Below are 15,024 nucleotides of genomic sequence, written 5' to 3' on the forward strand. Positions count from 1 at the left end.
TCCCATGCCGACGAGCCCGGCCCCTTCGTCCGGGGGCCGAGCTCGTCCCGTGTGGGCGGGGTCAGGCGAACACCTCGGTCAGCCAGCCCTGCCAGGCGACCTCGTTCGCCTTCGCGTCGGCGCCGGGCGCGAAGTCGTGCACGCTGATCCCCACCGGAGCGCCCCAATGGTTGCGGCCGAAGAAGCGGATGAGGGCGTCCCCGGTGCGCAGTCCGATGAAGTACGGGTTGCGGTAGTCGACCACGGCGTCGACGATCCGGCCCTCAGGGCCGCGGGCCTGGACGCGGGCGCCCTCGGCGGTGTCGTCCGCGAGCCCGAGCGCCCGCCCCACGACGGTGAAGGCGTCGGCCGCCGTGGACGCCTCGGGACCGTTCAGGGTCGCGAAGGCGACCGGTCGGGGCGCGAAGCGGGTCAGGTACTCGCGCAGGGTGTGGAGGTAGAAGTCGGTGTGCTTGTCGGCGCCGTCGTACTGGTTGTCCCAGTCGTCGACGAAGATGCCGCTGTGCACGTACCGCACCCAGGCATGCCGGCCGCCTTCGCGCGGCTCGATGGTGTGGTCGAGCTGGTTGAGGGTCTGCTGGCCGATGCCCTCGACGTCCGCGACGCGGTTGGTGTAGCGGTGCGGCGGGTCCCAGGCGGTGATCGTGGACCCGAAGGGGCCCCTGCCGCCCTCTCGCGGCTCGGGGGCTTCCATCGGCCACAGCCAGCCACCGGTGCCGGTCGTGATGGCGTCCCATACCTGCTCCGGGGTGGCGTCGACCTCGAACTCTCGGGCGATCTCGAATTCCTTGGACATGATGGCTCCTGCGCGTCAAGTAGGCGTGTCAGTCGGTGAGTTCGGGGGCGGGTGCGGCGGCCGACCCGGATTCCGCGGCCCCCGGCCGCACGGTGGGATGAACGGCGACGACGATCCGGTGGTCGCGGCCGCCCTCGGCGTCCGGGGCGTCGTACTTGCGGATGAGGGCGCCGACGCCCGCCGTCAGCTCCTGGATGAACGCCGCGCGGTCGGCGGCCGAGGCGAAGCGGACCTCACCGTCGAGCGCGTACGTCGCGAGTCGTTTGCGGGCTTTCGCCGCACCGGTGAGCAGTGAACCGACGTCCCGCACCAGCCGGGCGCCGAGGGCGAGCAGCCAGCGCGCGGAGAGCTGGTCGCGGAAGCGGTCCGGGTCGGGCTGCACGGAGGCGAGCGCCAGTGGGCTGATGACGTACGACGCGGCCGTGGCCCGCATCAGCCGCTCGGTGACGTTGCCCTTGCGGCGCTCGCCGGCCAGCTCGACCAGCCCGTGCCGCTCCAGGGTCTTGAGGTGGTAGTTCACCTTCTGCCGGGGCAGCCCGACCTTGCCGGCCAGCATGGCGGCCGACGCGGGGCCGCCGGCGAGCTCGGCGAGCAGCCGGGCCCGCACGGGGTCCAGCGACACGGCTGCGGCCTCGGGGTCCTCGATCACGGTGACGTCCAACATGGCCCCACCTTCTCACCGAAAAGGATACTTGTCCAGGAGAACTGAGTTTTCGGCAAGGAGGCGTGCCGGGCACCGGTCAGGAAGAGAGGGACGAGGAGGAGGCGAGCACCCGCCGAGGAGGCCGGGCTCACCCCCGGGCCGGTGCGGGCGTCACCGGGGCCGCCTACGCTGCGGTCCGCGCTCCTCCAGCCGCGCCAACCGGCCCTGGAACCGGTCGCGCCGGGCCTGAAGGAGGGCCACTTCGGCGACGAGTCCGGGCACCCCCAGGCGGGCGGGCACCCCAGGCCGTCGGGCACCCCACGCTCAACGCCGAGGACGCCCTCAAGGCAGCCCACGCCGAGATCCTCGCCCAGCGCACCCGCATCGGCGAACTCCTCGGAAATCCGTGACTTGCAGGCCGAATGGACCGAGGAAGCCATCCAACGGATCACCACCGAGAACGCCACACTCAAGCAGAGGGTCCGCCAGATGACGGCCGACAACCGCACCCTCGACGAGCGGCTCAAGGCCGCTCGCTCCAACCTCCGTTTGGCCGATTCAACGGTGCGCTGAATCACCTCGGACGAATTCAGACGGTGGTCTCACCCGCCGAGGCCGGTGAGACACGTCGTTGCCACACGCCTTGATGAATGCGGTCATGCTCTCCACTGCGGAAGCAACCAGCGTCAAGTGACCTCGAAGGTCCGCGATCAGCCATAGGTATCCAGGCCGTTGCGATCGAGTGCTGCTCGGATCTGGCTGAGCCACTCTGTGCCCAGCCGGCGCCCGTTCGGGAGTTGGTCGCCTCGATCCCAACGCCACGCTGTGATCACCGCCAGCACGAGGATCCGGCACTCGCGCAGCAAGTCTTGATCGACACCCGGATAGTGCTCGCTGACCTCTTCGGGCGCATGGGCGAGGTCGAATTCGACGGGCCCACGGCAACACGTCTCAAGGTCTATGAACAGCAGCCCGTTCTTCGTGCTGAGCACGTTGCCCGGGTGCGGTTCGCCGTGCAGCAGCTGCTCAGTGCCGCGGCGCCCGCAGATCGCTCGTCTGAGGCTTCGTAACGTGTCGCCGAGCAGCTCCCGGTCCGCGTCGGCGAGCGCCGAAGTGCGGTCGCGGTTCGCCACAAGTTGTTGAGCCTGCTCGACTCGAGCCGTGAAATGCGGCGTCGGGACATGGAGCTTGCGCATGCCGGCATGCAGCCGCTCGAGCGCATTGGCGTAGTCGGCTGGTGTGACCTCTCGAGGTGTCACGGGTTCGTAGTAGGTCCATAGCGTGACCACGAAGCCGTCACGCTCGTAGACGCGTGGCTCCACTCGAGGTTCGAGAGCAGCCACAGGGCACCCGGATTCGGCGAGCCGCTGAGCAAGCTCGACTTCGAACTGTGCGACTTGATGCGCTACAGGTGCCACCCGGGCCAGGACGTCACAAGGCAGCAGACGCAGAGTGAGCTTGTTCGAGTCATGAAGAACGATCACGTCGTCGACTGGCAGGCCAAGTGATGAGGCGGTCGACATGGCCGCGGCAACCGCCCGCCCGACCTCTGACACCTGCATCGTCGCCTGGCCCCTCTCCCTTGAGCGCTGCCGCAACTCTCCAAGCGGTACAACCTGCGCACCATACCAAGTTGCCGATAGAGAGCTGCGGTGGCGGCGACGGAGTAATTGTCAAGACCTGTGGACGGAAGCCGCACCGACCCAGCGGTGATAGGCGTCTACGTCAACGTTGCTGCCGCACACGATGGTGACCACGTGTCGGCCGGCGAAGCGGTCGCGGTCTTCGAGGATCGCCGCGATGCCGAGCGCGGCCGACGGTTCAACGACGAGGCCGGCGTGGTCAAGGAGCATCCGCATACCGACGATGATCGACGCCTCCCGGACCAGGACTGCGTCGTCGGCGACCAGGAGGAGGTCGTCCAGGACGGCCGGGATGGGACACCGGCCGGCGACGCCGTCGGCGATGGTGTCGGCCGAGTCGGTGGTGACGACGCGCCGCCTGCGCCACGAGTGTGTCATCGCCGGTGCGCCCAGCGGCTGGATGCAGATCACCTCGGCCCCCGGCGCCATGGCCTTCACCACGTGCCCCACGCCGGTGGCCAGCGCCCCGCCGCCGAGAGCGATCAGGACCGCGTCGAACGACGGTGCGGTGTCCACCAGTTCCAGGCCGATGGTCGCCGCGCCCTCGCAGGTCTCGATGTCCAGACTGTCTTCGACTAGCCGGATGCCGTCGTACTGCGCGATGGCCGCCGCCCGCTCGCGAGCCATCTCGTGGTCGCCGTCCACCAGTTCCAGCCTGGCGCCCAGCGCGCGGATGCGATCAAGCTTGGCCACCGTCGCGAAGCGGGATGCCACGACGGTGACGTCGAGTCCCCGGCCCCGACCGGACCAGGCGAGGGCTTGGCCGAGGTTGCCCGCGCTGGCGCACACCAGGGCTCGCGGGCCGTTGTCGGCGAGCAGGCTCATGACTACCTCGGTGCCGCGGGCCTTGAAGCTGCGGACCGGGTTCGCCGTCTCGAGTTTGATGCTCACCGTGCACCCGAGGTCGGGCTCCAGCGCCTCGCAGGGGTACAGCGGAGTGTCGAGAAAGATCGGGTCGATTACCCGGCGAGCCGCCCTGATCCGAGCAATGTCGAGGCGCGTTTGCTGCATACACAGCAGCGTAGGACCGTCGGCGCCATTCCATGAGCAATTGAGTGGTAAGCCGGTTGCCGCATGATCAGGCTGCGTCTTCCTGGCGCTCGGCCAGGACACCGTTCGGACTGCGGCAGGAGGACTTCGCGGCCCTGGCGCGGTTCGCGGACGCCGTGACCGCATGAGCGAGCGCCCCGCCAGGTGAGGTGTCGGGGCGCTCGTCGGCCGGGGGCGTCAGTTGTGGCTGTGCAGGATCTCGTTCAGACCGCCCCAGACCGCGTTGTTCGGGCGGGCCTCGACCGCGCCGGTGACCGAGTTGCGGCGGAAGAGGATGTTGGAGGCGCCGGAGAGTTCACGGGCCTTGACGATCTGGCCGTCGGGCATGGTGACCCGGGTGCCGGCGGTGACGTACAGACCGGCCTCGACGACGCACTCGTCGCCGAGGGCGATGCCGACGCCCGCCTCGGCGCCGACCAGGCAGCGCTCGCCGATGGAGATGATCACGTTGCCGCCGCCGGAGAGCGTGCCCATCGTGGAGGCACCGCCGCCGATGTCCGAACCGTCGCCGACCACGACGCCCGCGGAGATGCGGCCCTCGACCATGGAGGTGCCGAGCGTGCCGGCGTTGAAGTTCACGAAGCCCTCGTGCATGACCGTGGTGCCCTCGGCGAGGTGGGCACCCAGACGGACCCGGTCGGCATCGGCGATGCGGACGCCCTTCGGCACGACGTAGTCGGTCATGCGCGGGAACTTGTCGATGGAGGTCACCTGGAGGTGCAGGCCCTCGGCGCGGGCGTTCAGGCGCACCTTCTCGATGTCGTCGACGGCGACCGGCCCCAGGGAGGTCCAGGCGACGTTGGCGAGGAAGCCGAACATGCCCTCCAGGCTCTGGCCGTGCGGCTTGACCAGGCGGTGCGAGAGGAGGTGCAGGCGCAGATAGACGTCGTGAGCGTCGATCGGCTTCTCGTCCAGCGAGGCGATGACCGTGCGGACCGCGACCACCTCGACGCCCCGGCGGGCGTCCCGGCCGATCGCCTTCGCGGCGCCTTCGCCGAGCAGTTCCATGGCACGCTCGGCCGACAGCCGCTCGGTGCCGGACGGGCCGGGCTCGGCGGACAGCTCGGGCGCGGGGAACCAGGTGTCGAGAACGGTGCCGTCGGCGGCGATGGTGGCAAGGCCGGCGGCCACGGCACCGGTGGTACGGGGGGCAGTCGTGTCGCTCATAGGGGAAACCTAACGTGGCGAGGGTCGCGTGGGCGAACCGGTGCCGGGGGCGTCTCAGGTACCGGTCAGCCCCCGGTCAGGGCCACCCCGGCCGCGGATCGGGGAATCACCCGGCCCAGTACCTCCCGCGCGTACTGCTCGTCGTACGCCGCCCCCGTCAGCAGCACCTGCAGACAGATCCCGTCCATCAGCGCGAGGAGGGCCCGCGCGGTGACCGGGTCGGTGCGGCGGGCCAGCCGCTCGGCGGTCTCCTCGGTCCACTCGGCGGCGACCGGGCGCAGGGCGGGGCGGCGCAGGGCCGCGAGGTAGAGCTCGTACTCCAGCTCGACGCCGGCCCGGTCGCCGCCCAGCCACTCCCCCATGACCCGGGCGAGGTCCGCGGCGAGGTCGCCCTCCGCGTCCTCCAGCAGGCCGCTCGCGGTGAGCGCCTTGGCGAAGCCCTCGTTCGCCTGCCGCAGCGCGGCGACCATGAGCTCGTCGAGGGTCTTGAAGTGGTACGTCGTGGAACCGAGCGGCACATCGGCCTCGGCGGCGACCGAGCGGTGGCTCAGTCCCGCGATGCCCTTGTCCGCCACGACGCGGATCGCCGCGTCGATGATCCGCTGCCGTCGCTCGGGGTCGTAGCGCCGGGCCATCAGTGCGCACCTCCCAGGTTCAGAACCACCACCCCGCCGACGATCAGCGCGATCCCGGCGATCTTCGCGAGGCCCAGCCCCTCACCGAAGAGCACCAGCCCGATCGCGGCGACCGTCGCGGTGCCGACTCCTGACCAGATCGCATAGGCCGTACCGATCGACATGCTCTTCAGAGCCCGGGCTAGCAGCACGAAGGAGACGACGTAACCGATGACGGTCACCAGCGACGGCCAGGGCCTGCTGAAACCGTCGCTGTACTTCATGGCGGTCGTGGCGACGACCTCGGCCCCGATGGCCCCGGCGAGGAAGGCGTATTCCATGTGTACGAGTGTACGCATCGATGCGTACGCCCGTACGCACACCGGGTCGCCATGCGGCTCGGCCGGGGCTGGCCCGAGCACGGGAGACGGCGACGCCCGTCGGGCGTCGCCGTCTCCTCGAGCCAGTGGACCTCAGACGTTGAAGCCGAGCGCCCGAAGCTGCTCGCGGCCATCGTCCGTGATCTTGTCGGGACCCCACGGCGGCATCCAGACCCAGTTGATCCGCAACTCGCTCACGAGGCCGTCCGTGGCGGACTTGGCCTGGTCCTCGATGACGTCCGTCAGCGGGCAGGCCGCGGAGGTCAGGGTCATGTCGACGGTGGCGATGTTGGCCTCGTCGATGTGAATGCCGTAGATCAGGCCGAGGTTGACGACGTCGATGCCCAGCTCGGGGTCGACGACGTCCATCAGGGCCTCACGGAGTTCCTCCTCCGAGGCCGGCTTCATCTCCACGGTGTCGCTCATGCCGTCTTCCTTTCGGCGTCGGCTCCGCCCAGCGCCTGAGCCGTCGCGTCCTTCCACGCCATCCAGCTCAGGAGGGCGCATTTCACCCGCGCCGGGTACTTGGACACACCCGCGAACGCGACCGCGTCCTCCAGGATGTCCTCCATCGCGTCGTCGGGCTCGATCCGGCCCCTGGACTGCATCAGCTCCAGGAAGGTCTCCTGGATCTTCTGCGCCTCGGCCAGTTCCCTGCCGACGAGGAGCTCGTTCAGTACGGAGGCCGAGGCCTGGCTGATGGAGCAGCCCTGGCCTTCGTACGAGACGTCCTTGATCGTCGTGCCGTCGTACTTCACACGCAGCGTGATCTCGTCGCCGCAGGTCGGATTGACATGGTGCACCTCGGCGTCGCCATCCCTCAGACCACGCCCGTGGGGGTTCTTGTAGTGGTCCAGGATGACTTCCTGGTACATCGAATCAAGCTTCACGACCAGCCCTTCAGCCGAAGAAGTTCCGTACGTGCTCCAGCCCCTCGACCAGTGCGTCGATCTCGGCCGGCGTGGAGTACAGATAGAACGACGCTCGCGTGGTCGCAGGAATTCCGTACCGCAGGCAGACGGGGCGGGCGCAGTGGTGGCCCACCCGGACCGCGATGCCCTGCTCGTCGAGAACCTGCCCCACGTCGTGCGGGTGGATGTCACCGAGCGTGAAGGAGATCGCCGCGCCCCGGTCCTCGGCCGTGGTCGGGCCGATGATCCTCAGGTCGGGGACCTCGCTCAGCCGCTTCACCGCGTACTCGGTGAGCGCGTGCTCATGGGCGAGGATCTTGTCCATGCCGATCGAGGTCAGGTAGTCGATCGCCGCGCCCAGGCCCACGGCCTGCGCGATCGGCGGCGTACCCGCCTCGAACTTGTGCGGCGCCGGGGCGTATGTCGACGAGTGCATCGACACCGTCTCGATCATCTCGCCGCCGCCCAGGAACGGAGGCAGGTCCTCCAGCAGCTCCTGGCGGCCCCAGAGCACGCCGATGCCGGTCGGACCGCACATCTTGTGGCCGGTGAAGGCCACGAAGTCGGCCCCCAGAGCCTGGACGTCCAGCGGCATGTGCGGCGCGGCCTGTGAGGCGTCGACGCAGACCAGGGCGCCGACCTCCTGGGCGCGGCGCACTATCGCCTCGACCGGGTTGACCGTGCCCAGGATGTTGGACACCAGCACGAAGGAGACGATCTTCGTCTTCTCCGTGATGATCTCGTCGATGTTCGACAGGTCGAGCCGGCCGTCGTCGGTGAGGCCGAACCACTTCAGCTTCGCGCCCGTGCGCTGCGCGAGCAGCTGCCAGGGGACGATGTTGGAGTGGTGCTCCATCTCCGTGATGACGATCTCGGTGTCGTGGTCCACCCGGTAGGGCTCGTCGGCCCAGCCGAGCATGTTCGCCACGAGGTTGAGGGACTCGGAGGCGTTCTTGGTGAAGATCACCTCGTCGCGGCTCGGCGCGTTGATGAACGCGGCGACCTTGTCGCGCGCGCCCTCGTACAGCGCCGTGGCCTCCTCGGCGAGCACATGCACACCGCGGTGGACGTTGGCGTTGTAGCGCTCGTAGTACTCGCTGAGGACGTCCAGCACCTGGCGCGGCTTCTGCGAGGTCGCTGCGTTGTCCAGGTACACGAGCTTCTTGCCGTCGTGGACCAGTCTGTCCAGGACGGGGAAGTCCTTGCGGATCGCCTCGGTGTCGAGGAGGCCCGGCAGCTGTGTCACGCGGATGCGCCACCCTTCACGTATGCCTCGTAGCCCTCGTTCTCCAGCTTGTCCGCGAGCTCGGGGCCGCCGGACTCGGCGATGCGGCCGTTGGCGAACACGTGGACGTAGTCGGGCTTGATGTAGCGCAGGATGCGCGTGTAGTGCGTGATGAGCATGGTGCCGACCTCGCCGGTCTCGCGGACGCGGTTGACGCCCTCGGAGACGATGCGCAGCGCGTCGACGTCCAGACCCGAGTCGGTCTCGTCGAGGATCGCGATCTTCGGCTTGAGCAGCTCCAGCTGGAGGATCTCGTGGCGCTTCTTCTCACCGCCGGAGAAGCCCTCGTTGACATTGCGCTCGGCGAAGGACGGGTCCATGTGGAGACGCTCCATGGTCTCCTTGACCTCCTTCACCCAGGTGCGCAGCTTGGGGGCCTCGCCGCGGATCGCGGTGGCGGAGGTGCGCAGGAAGTTGGAGACCGAGACGCCGGGGACCTCGACCGGGTACTGCATCGCCAGGAACAGGCCCGCGCGGGCACGCTCGTCGACGGACATCTCCAGGACGTCCTCGCCGTCGAGCAGCACGGTGCCGCTGGTGATCGTGTACTTCGGGTGGCCCGCGAGCGAGTAGGCGAGGGTCGACTTGCCCGAGCCGTTGGGGCCCATGATGGCGTGCGTCTCGCCCTGCTTCACGGTGAGGTCGACGCCCTTGAGGATCTCCTTCGTGGCGTTGTCGGCCTCGACGGTGACGTGCAGGTCTTGGATTTCAAGCGTTGCCATGGGTGCCTCAGGACTCCTGGGTGAGGGAGACGAGAACGTCGTCCCCTTCGATCTTTACGGGATATACGGGGACGGGGCGCGTCGCGGGTGGGCCGGACGGCTTACCGGTGCGCAGGTCGAAGCTGGAGCCGTGCAGCCAGCACTCGATCTGGCAGTCCTCCACCTCGCCCTCGGACAGCGAGACGTTCGCGTGGGAGCAGATGTCGTAGATCGCGAAGACCTCGCCCTCGGTCTTCACGACCGAGATGGGCGTGCCGTCGAGTTCCACCCGCTTCGGGGCGCCCTCTTCCAGCTCGCTCAGCCCGCAGACGCGTACGAAGGTGGTCATGCGACCGACGCCTCCAGCTCTTCCTCGATCTTGGCGATCAGGCGCTCCTCGATGTCCTGGACGCCGATCTGCTGGACCAGCTCGGCGAAGAAGCCGCGGACCACCAGACGGCGGGCCTCGTGCTCCGGGATGCCGCGGGCCATCAGGTAGAAGAGCTGCTCGTCGTCGAAGCGACCGGTGGCGGACGCGTGGCCGGCGCCGACGATCTCGCCGGTCTCGATCTCCAGGTTGGGGACCGAGTCGACGCGCGCGCCGTCCGTGAGGACGAGGTTGCGGTTCATCTCGTAGGTGTCCGTGCCCTCGGCCTTGGCCTCGATGAGCACGTCACCGATCCACACGGCGTGCGCGTCGTCGCCCTGGAGCGCGCCCTTGTAGGCGACGTTCGACTTGCAGTGCGGGGTGTTGTGGTCGACGAAGAGCCGGTGTTCCTGGTGCTGGCCCTTGTCGGTGAAGTACAGGCCGTACAGCTCGGCCTCGCCGCCGGTGCCCGCGTACGTCACGCGCGGGTGAAGACGGACCACGTCGCCGCCGAAGGTCACGACGATCGACCTGAAGGAGGCGTCACGGCCGACCAGCGCGTTGTGCTGGGCCACGTGCACCGCCTTGTCGTCCCAGTCCTGGACGGAGACGACGGTCAGCTTGGCACCGTCGCCCAGCAGGTAGTCGACGTTGGCGGCGATCACCGCGTCGCCCGTGTGGTCGATGACGACGACGGCCTCGGCGAAGGCGCCGAGCTCGATGACCTGGTGGCCGTAGACGACCCCGCCCTGGCCCTGCACCGCGATGCGGATCGGCTCGGTGAGGACGGTCTCCTTCGGCACGGTGACGACCGAGGCCTGCTGGAAGGCGGAGTACGCCTGGGCGGCGACGCGGTCCACCGGGGTGCCCGCCTTGCCGAGCCGGGCGTCGTCGCGGCCGACGGCCTCGACGGTGACGCCCTCGGGGGCCTCGACGGTGACCTTCACGCCCTCGCCGTTGGCCACGGCGGTGCCGTCGTGCAGCCCGCGCAGCCGCTCCAGCGGCGTGAACCGCCACTCCTCCTCACGGCCGTGCGGAACCGGGAAGTCCGCCACGTCGAAGGACGGCGGCGCGCTCATGCGCGTGGCGACGGTCGACTCGGCGGCGACCGCGATCGAGCCGGCGGTGGTGCTGCCCAGCGGTGGGGGCGCCCCCTGGCCGAGCGAAGTCGAGGGCTTGGGGGAGTTCTGGGCCTCAGCCATGGCTGTCGTTGTGCTCTCTTCCTACGTCAGTTGTGATCCTCGGCCCGCCCCGTACGGGCGGGCCGTCGCTGCTCGGAGGGGGTCGGTCAGCCGACCGCGCCTTCCATCTGCAGCTCGATCAGCCGGTTGAGCTCCAGCGCGTACTCCATGGGCAGCTCCTTGGCGATCGGCTCGACGAAGCCGCGCACGATCATCGCCATCGCCTCGAACTCACTCAGACCACGGCTCATCAGGTAGAAGAGCTGGTCCTCGGAGACCTTGGAGACGGTGGCCTCATGTCCCATGGAGACGTCGTCCTCGCGGACGTCGACGTACGGGTACGTGTCGGACCGCGAGATCGTGTCGACGAGCAGGGCGTCGCAGAGCACGTTCGACTTGGCACCCGGAGCGCCCTCGCCGATCTCGATCAGACCACGGTAGGAGGTACGGCCGCCACCGCGCGCCACCGACTTGGAGACGATGTTGGACGAGGTGTTCGGCGCCATGTGGACCATCTTGGCGCCCGCGTCCTGGTGCTGGCCCTCGCCCGCGAAGGCGATGGAGAGGGTCTCGCCCCTGGCGTGCTCGCCCATGAGGTAGACGGCCGGGTACTTCATCGTCACCTTGGAGCCGATGTTGCCGTCGATCCACTCCATGGTCGCGCCCTCGTAGGCCACGGCGCGCTTGGTGACCAGGTTGTAGACGTTGTTCGACCAGTTCTGGATGGTCGTGTAACGGCAGCGGGCGTTCTTCTTCACGATGATCTCGACGACCGCGGAGTGCAGCGAGTCCGACTTGTAGATCGGGGCCGTACAACCCTCGACGTAGTGCACGTAGGCACCCTCGTCGACGATGATCAGGGTCCGCTCGAACTGGCCCATGTTCTCCGTGTTGATACGGAAGTAGGCCTGGAGCGGGATCTCCACCTGAACGCCCGGCGGGACGTAGATGAAGGAGCCACCCGACCACACGGCGGTGTTCAGCGAGGCGAACTTGTTGTCACCGGGCGGGATGACGGTGCCGAAGTACTCCTTGAAGAGCTCCGGGTGCTCCTTCAGCGCGGTGTCGGTGTCCAGGAAGATGACACCCTGCTCCTCCAGGTCCTCGCGGATCTGGTGGTAGACGACCTCCGACTCGTACTGGGCGGCGACACCGGCGACGAGGCGCTGCTTCTCAGCCTCGGGGATGCCGAGCTTGTCGTAGGTGTTCTTGATGTCCTCGGGCAGGTCCTCCCAGGACTCCGCCTGCTTCTCCGTGGAGCGCACGAAGTACTTGATGTTGTCGAAGTCGATGCCCGACAGGTCCGAGCCCCAGTTCGGCATGGGCTTCTTCTCGAAGAGCTTGAGACCCTTGAGGCGCAGCTTGGTCATCCACTCCGGCTCGGACTTCTTGCCCGAGATGTCGCGGACGACGTCCTCGTTCAGACCGCGCTTCGCCGCGGCACCGGCCTCGTCGGAGTCGGCCCAGCCGTATTCGTACTTGCCCAGGCCCTCGAGTTCGGGGTGAGCAGTCTCCGTGGGGAGAGTCATGCGGGGTTCCTCCCGGCCGTGCTGGCAGATGCGTTGTGAGTGGTCTCGGAAATCTCTGAAGCTTTGGGTGGCGCTTTGGGGATGAACGTCGTGCAGACGCCGTCGCCGTGCGCGATCGTCGCCAGTCGCTGGACATGCGTTCCGAGGAGCTGGGAGAAGATCTCCGTCTCGGCCTCGCACAGCTGCGGGAACTGCTCCGCGACATGGGCGACCGGGCAGTGGTGCTGGCAGAGCTGCTCGCCGACCGGTGCGCTGCGCGCCGTTGCAGCGTACCCGTCCACGCTCAGGGCCCTGGCCAGCGCTTCGGTGCGCTGTGCGGGGTCGGCGGCCTCGATCGCCGCGCGGTAGGCGGTCGCCTGTGCGGCGATCCTCGCGCGGGCGAAGGCGACGACGGCCTCGTCCCCGCCGAACCGCTCGCGGATGAAGCGCAGCGCGTCCGCGGCGAGCTGGTCGTACGACTGGTCGAAGGCGTCGCGGCCGCAGTCGGTGAGCGCGAAGACCTTGGCCGGGCGACCGCGCGTACGCGCCCCGTACACACGCTGCTCCCGGGCCTCCACGACATCGTCGGCGACCAGCGCATCCAGATGCCGTCGTACGGCCGCCTGGGTGAGTCCCAGCCGTCCGGCGAGCTCGGCGACGGTCGACGGGCCGTGGTCCAGGATGGACCGCGCGACCCGGTTGCGCGTCGAGCGCTCCCCGGTCGCGAGCTCCTCCTGCGGGGCCCCCGTAGGGGTCTCCCGAGCCTCGCCGACGTTTTTCACAACGCCATTGTTGCGTAATTCCTCGGAGCCTGACAAGCGTCGCCCCGACGCCCGACGGTGCCGTACATCACTTAGGTATACCTAAAATGACCTGCGGAAACGATCTCCGATCGGCCGGAGGAGTGGCGTCCGCCGGGGCCTTCCGGGAGACTGCCCGATCATGTCGACACCGCCTCCGACCGGCCCTCTTGTCACTCGGGCCACCATCGCCTCGCAGTTGGGCGCGCTCGGGGTCGAGCCCGGCGAGACGCTCCTCGTGCACTCCTCCCTGAGCTCCCTCGGCTGGGTGTGCGGAGGGGCCCTCGCCGTCGTCCAGGGCCTCCTCGACGCCCTCGGTCCGGACGGGACGCTGGTGGTCCCCACCCAGTCCGGCGATCTGACGGACCCCGCCGAGTGGGGAAACCCGCCGGTGCCCGAGGAGTGGTGGGAGACGATCCGGGCCACCATGCCCGCGTACGACCCGCTGGTGACCCCCACCCGCGGGGTCGGAGTGGTCCCGGAGACCGTGCGCGGATGGCCGGGTGCGCTGCGCAGCGCGCACCCGCAGACCTCGTTCGCCGCGGTCGGGGCACGGGCAGCGGAGATCATCGAGGGTCATGCGACCGACTGCCGGCTGGGCGAGCGCAGTCCCCTGGCCCGGCTGGAGAAGCTGGGCGCCCGCGTCCTGCTGCTGGGCGCGGGCTACGAGACGTGCACGAGCTTCCACCTGGCCGAGTACCGGATCCCCGCACCCCTCGTCGCGGTGGGGCGGCCGGGTCCGGCCGGCTGGGAGGTGGTGAGCGAGGTGGCGATCTCCTCGGAACGGTTCGACGAGCTGGGCCATGACTTCGAGCGGGACCGTCCGGTCGTACGGGGCAGGGTGGGCACGGCCGTCGTACGCCTGTTCCCCGTCGCGGACGCGGTGGCGTACGCGGAGCGGTGGCTGGCGCTGCACCGGCCGGGCGAGGAGTAGATCTCGGACCCGCGCGTCCGCCGCCCGCGCGGCCTACCTAGACTCTGGAGCCATGCGAAGCGAGCCGGTCGTCCAGGTCCGGGCCCTGAGGAAGCGCTACGGCCCGAAGACCGCGGTGGACGGCCTCGACCTGGTGGCCCGGGCGGGTGTCACCGCCGTACTCGGTCCCAACGGAGCGGGCAAGACGACCACGATCGAGACCTGTGAGGGGTACCGGAAACCGGACTCCGGCACGGTGCGCGTCCTGGGCCTCGACCCGGTCCGCGAGGCCACCGCGCTGCGTCCCCGCATCGGTGTCATGCTCCAGTCCGGCGGCGTCTACTCGGGGGCCCGCGCGGACGAGATGCTCCGCCATGTCGCCAAGCTGCACGCCCACCCGCTGGACGTCGACGCGCTCATCGAACGGCTGGGGCTCGGCAGCTGCGGACGCACGGCCTACCGGCGCCTGTCGGGCGGGCAGCAGCAGCGGCTCGCCCTCGCCATGGCCGTCGTCGGCCGCCCGGACCTGGTCTTCCTGGACGAGCCGACCGCCGGTCTCGACCCCCAGGCACGCCGGGCCACCTGGGACCTCGTGCGCGATCTGCGCACCGACGGCGTGTCCGTGATCCTGACGACGCACTACATGGACGAGGCCGAGCAGCTCGCCGACGACGTCGCGATCATCGACGCGGGCCGGGTCATCGCCCAGGGCTCCCCCGAGGAGCTCTGCCGCGGCGGCGCGGAGAACACACTGCGCTTCACCGGCCGCCCCGGCCTGGACGTGGGCTCCCTGCTGAAGGCGCTCCCGGCGGACTGCACGGCGGCGGAGCTGACGCCGGGCGCGTACCGCGTCGTCGGCAAGGTCGACCCCCAGCTGCTGGCGACGGTCACCTCCTGGTGCGCCCAGCACGGCGTGATGCCGGACAGGATCTCGGTCGAACGCCACACCCTCGAAGACGTGTTCCTGGAGCTGACCGGCAAGGAGTTGCGCTCATGATTCTGGCCCCGGAGCCCACGGGCAAGGAGCTGCGTCCGTGACCACTGCCGGTACCTACACGCCGAAGC

At 69.2% G+C, this 15,024-nt stretch carries 18 protein-coding genes; 3 read left to right on the forward strand and 15 right to left on the reverse strand.

All coding sequences use genetic code 11. From position 1 onward, the window contains the following. Window positions 1-61: 61 nt before the first annotated feature. Together ASC56_RS13640 and ASC56_RS13645 are read right to left on the reverse strand one after the other, a co-directional pair. On the reverse strand, window positions 62-796 hold the full coding sequence (locus ASC56_RS13640; RefSeq protein ID WP_055491631.1) for an SRPBCC domain-containing protein: 735 nt from the start codon (window positions 794-796) through the stop codon (window positions 62-64). Between the two features lie 28 nt (window positions 797-824). After that, window positions 825-1,460 (reverse strand): helix-turn-helix domain-containing protein, encoded by a 636-nt coding sequence (locus tag ASC56_RS13645; RefSeq protein WP_055491632.1) that lies wholly within the window; start codon window positions 1,458-1,460, stop codon window positions 825-827. Window positions 1,461-1,850: 390 nt separating this feature from the next. On the opposite strand from ASC56_RS13645, the gene ASC56_RS41875 reads away from it, so the two are divergent. Beyond that, window positions 1,851-2,012: a hypothetical protein gene (locus ASC56_RS41875; protein ID WP_234376953.1), complete on the forward strand. Its 162-nt coding sequence runs from the start codon at window positions 1,851-1,853 to the stop codon at window positions 2,010-2,012. Window positions 2,013-2,149: 137 nt separating this feature from the next. Here the strand turns inward: ASC56_RS41875 and ASC56_RS13655 are convergent, their stop codons facing one another. The 13 genes from ASC56_RS13655 to ASC56_RS13715 form a co-directional block, all read right to left on the reverse strand. Continuing rightward, window positions 2,150-3,001 (reverse strand): phosphotransferase enzyme family protein, encoded by an 852-nt coding sequence (locus tag ASC56_RS13655; RefSeq protein ID WP_055491633.1) that lies wholly within the window; start codon window positions 2,999-3,001, stop codon window positions 2,150-2,152. Between the two features lie 111 nt (window positions 3,002-3,112). Next, on the reverse strand, window positions 3,113-4,093 hold the full coding sequence (locus ASC56_RS13660) for a threonine/serine dehydratase (RefSeq protein WP_055491634.1): 981 nt from the start codon (window positions 4,091-4,093) through the stop codon (window positions 3,113-3,115). 216 nt (window positions 4,094-4,309) lie between these two features. Continuing rightward, window positions 4,310-5,299, reverse strand: a complete 990-nt coding sequence (gene dapD / locus ASC56_RS13665) for a 2,3,4,5-tetrahydropyridine-2,6-dicarboxylate N-succinyltransferase (protein ID WP_055491635.1) — start codon at window positions 5,297-5,299, stop codon at window positions 4,310-4,312. Between the two features lie 65 nt (window positions 5,300-5,364). After that, complete coding sequence (locus ASC56_RS13670) at window positions 5,365-5,934, reverse strand: TetR/AcrR family transcriptional regulator (RefSeq protein WP_055491636.1); 570 nt, start codon at window positions 5,932-5,934, stop codon at window positions 5,365-5,367. Then, window positions 5,934-6,254, reverse strand: coding sequence for a multidrug efflux SMR transporter (locus ASC56_RS13675; protein WP_055491637.1), 321 nt, complete (start codon window positions 6,252-6,254; stop codon window positions 5,934-5,936). The genes ASC56_RS13670 and ASC56_RS13675 overlap by 1 nt, the downstream gene beginning before the upstream one ends. Window positions 6,255-6,386: 132 nt before the next feature. Further along, a complete protein-coding gene (locus ASC56_RS13680; protein WP_055491638.1) occupies window positions 6,387-6,719 on the reverse strand; it encodes a metal-sulfur cluster assembly factor in 333 nt (110 codons plus the stop codon). After that, window positions 6,716-7,183: a Fe-S cluster assembly sulfur transfer protein SufU gene (sufU, locus tag ASC56_RS13685; protein WP_055491639.1), complete on the reverse strand. Its 468-nt coding sequence runs from the start codon at window positions 7,181-7,183 to the stop codon at window positions 6,716-6,718. The genes ASC56_RS13680 and sufU overlap by 4 nt, the downstream gene beginning before the upstream one ends. A gap of 10 nt (window positions 7,184-7,193) precedes the next feature. Continuing rightward, a complete protein-coding gene (locus ASC56_RS13690; protein WP_055491640.1) occupies window positions 7,194-8,450 on the reverse strand; it encodes a cysteine desulfurase in 1,257 nt (418 codons plus the stop codon). Then, window positions 8,447-9,211, reverse strand: a complete 765-nt coding sequence (sufC, locus tag ASC56_RS13695; protein WP_055491641.1) for a Fe-S cluster assembly ATPase SufC — start codon at window positions 9,209-9,211, stop codon at window positions 8,447-8,449. The genes ASC56_RS13690 and sufC overlap by 4 nt, the downstream gene beginning before the upstream one ends. A 7-nt stretch (window positions 9,212-9,218) precedes the next feature. Then, entirely contained in the window at window positions 9,219-9,539 is a 321-nt protein-coding gene (locus tag ASC56_RS13700) for a bifunctional 3-phenylpropionate/cinnamic acid dioxygenase ferredoxin subunit (RefSeq protein ID WP_055491642.1), read from the reverse strand. Beyond that, on the reverse strand, window positions 9,536-10,759 hold the full coding sequence (gene sufD / locus ASC56_RS13705) for a Fe-S cluster assembly protein SufD (protein ID WP_199835983.1): 1,224 nt from the start codon (window positions 10,757-10,759) through the stop codon (window positions 9,536-9,538). Before sufD ends, ASC56_RS13700 begins: the two co-directional genes overlap by 4 nt. A gap of 86 nt (window positions 10,760-10,845) precedes the next feature. Further along, on the reverse strand, window positions 10,846-12,267 hold the full coding sequence (sufB, locus tag ASC56_RS13710) for a Fe-S cluster assembly protein SufB (RefSeq protein WP_055491643.1): 1,422 nt from the start codon (window positions 12,265-12,267) through the stop codon (window positions 10,846-10,848). Continuing rightward, window positions 12,264-13,028 carry a metalloregulator ArsR/SmtB family transcription factor gene (locus ASC56_RS13715; protein WP_055491644.1) on the reverse strand — a complete coding sequence of 255 codons (765 nt, stop codon included), beginning with the start codon at window positions 13,026-13,028 and terminating at the stop codon, window positions 12,264-12,266. The genes sufB and ASC56_RS13715 overlap by 4 nt, the downstream gene beginning before the upstream one ends. 160 nt (window positions 13,029-13,188) lie before the next feature. Here ASC56_RS13715 and ASC56_RS13720 point away from each other — a divergent pair, with 160 nt between their 5' ends. Both ASC56_RS13720 and ASC56_RS13725 read left to right on the forward strand, forming a co-directional pair. Further along, window positions 13,189-13,980 carry an aminoglycoside N(3)-acetyltransferase gene (locus ASC56_RS13720; RefSeq protein WP_055491645.1) on the forward strand — a complete coding sequence of 264 codons (792 nt, stop codon included), beginning with the start codon at window positions 13,189-13,191 and terminating at the stop codon, window positions 13,978-13,980. A gap of 52 nt (window positions 13,981-14,032) precedes the next feature. Further along, a complete protein-coding gene (locus ASC56_RS13725; RefSeq protein WP_055491646.1) occupies window positions 14,033-14,956 on the forward strand; it encodes an ABC transporter ATP-binding protein in 924 nt (307 codons plus the stop codon). The last annotated feature ends 68 nt before the right edge of the window (window positions 14,957-15,024 follow it).

Origin of the sequence: Streptomyces sp. TP-A0356, from assembly GCF_001417775.1 — a bacterium.
Classification (GTDB): domain Bacteria; phylum Actinomycetota; class Actinomycetes; order Streptomycetales; family Streptomycetaceae; genus Streptomyces.

Excerpts from the sequence above, each read along its gene's own strand:
- ASC56_RS13640 (WP_055491631.1), bottom strand. The coding sequence starts at position 796 with ATGTCCAAGGAATTCGAGATCGCCCGAGAGTTCGAGGTCGACGCCACC.
- ASC56_RS13645 (WP_055491632.1), bottom strand. The coding sequence starts at position 1,460 with ATGTTGGACGTCACCGTGATCGAGGACCCCGAGGCCGCAGCCGTGTCG.
- ASC56_RS13655 (WP_055491633.1), bottom strand. The coding sequence starts at position 3,001 with ATGCAGGTGTCAGAGGTCGGGCGGGCGGTTGCCGCGGCCATGTCGACC.
- ASC56_RS13660 (WP_055491634.1), bottom strand. The coding sequence starts at position 4,093 with ATGCAGCAAACGCGCCTCGACATTGCTCGGATCAGGGCGGCTCGCCGG.
- dapD (WP_055491635.1), bottom strand. The coding sequence starts at position 5,299 with ATGAGCGACACGACTGCCCCCCGTACCACCGGTGCCGTGGCCGCCGGC.
- ASC56_RS13670 (WP_055491636.1), bottom strand. The coding sequence starts at position 5,934 with ATGGCCCGGCGCTACGACCCCGAGCGACGGCAGCGGATCATCGACGCG.
- ASC56_RS13675 (WP_055491637.1), bottom strand. The coding sequence starts at position 6,254 with ATGGAATACGCCTTCCTCGCCGGGGCCATCGGGGCCGAGGTCGTCGCC.
- ASC56_RS13680 (WP_055491638.1), bottom strand. The coding sequence starts at position 6,719 with ATGAGCGACACCGTGGAGATGAAGCCGGCCTCGGAGGAGGAACTCCGT.
- sufC (WP_055491641.1), bottom strand. The coding sequence starts at position 9,211 with ATGGCAACGCTTGAAATCCAAGACCTGCACGTCACCGTCGAGGCCGAC.
- ASC56_RS13700 (WP_055491642.1), bottom strand. The coding sequence starts at position 9,539 with ATGACCACCTTCGTACGCGTCTGCGGGCTGAGCGAGCTGGAAGAGGGC.
- sufD (WP_199835983.1), bottom strand. The coding sequence starts at position 10,759 with ATGGCTGAGGCCCAGAACTCCCCCAAGCCCTCGACTTCGCTCGGCCAG.
- sufB (WP_055491643.1), bottom strand. The coding sequence starts at position 12,267 with ATGACTCTCCCCACGGAGACTGCTCACCCCGAACTCGAGGGCCTGGGC.
- ASC56_RS13720 (WP_055491645.1), top strand. The coding sequence starts at position 13,189 with ATGTCGACACCGCCTCCGACCGGCCCTCTTGTCACTCGGGCCACCATC.
- ASC56_RS13725 (WP_055491646.1), top strand. The coding sequence starts at position 14,033 with ATGCGAAGCGAGCCGGTCGTCCAGGTCCGGGCCCTGAGGAAGCGCTAC.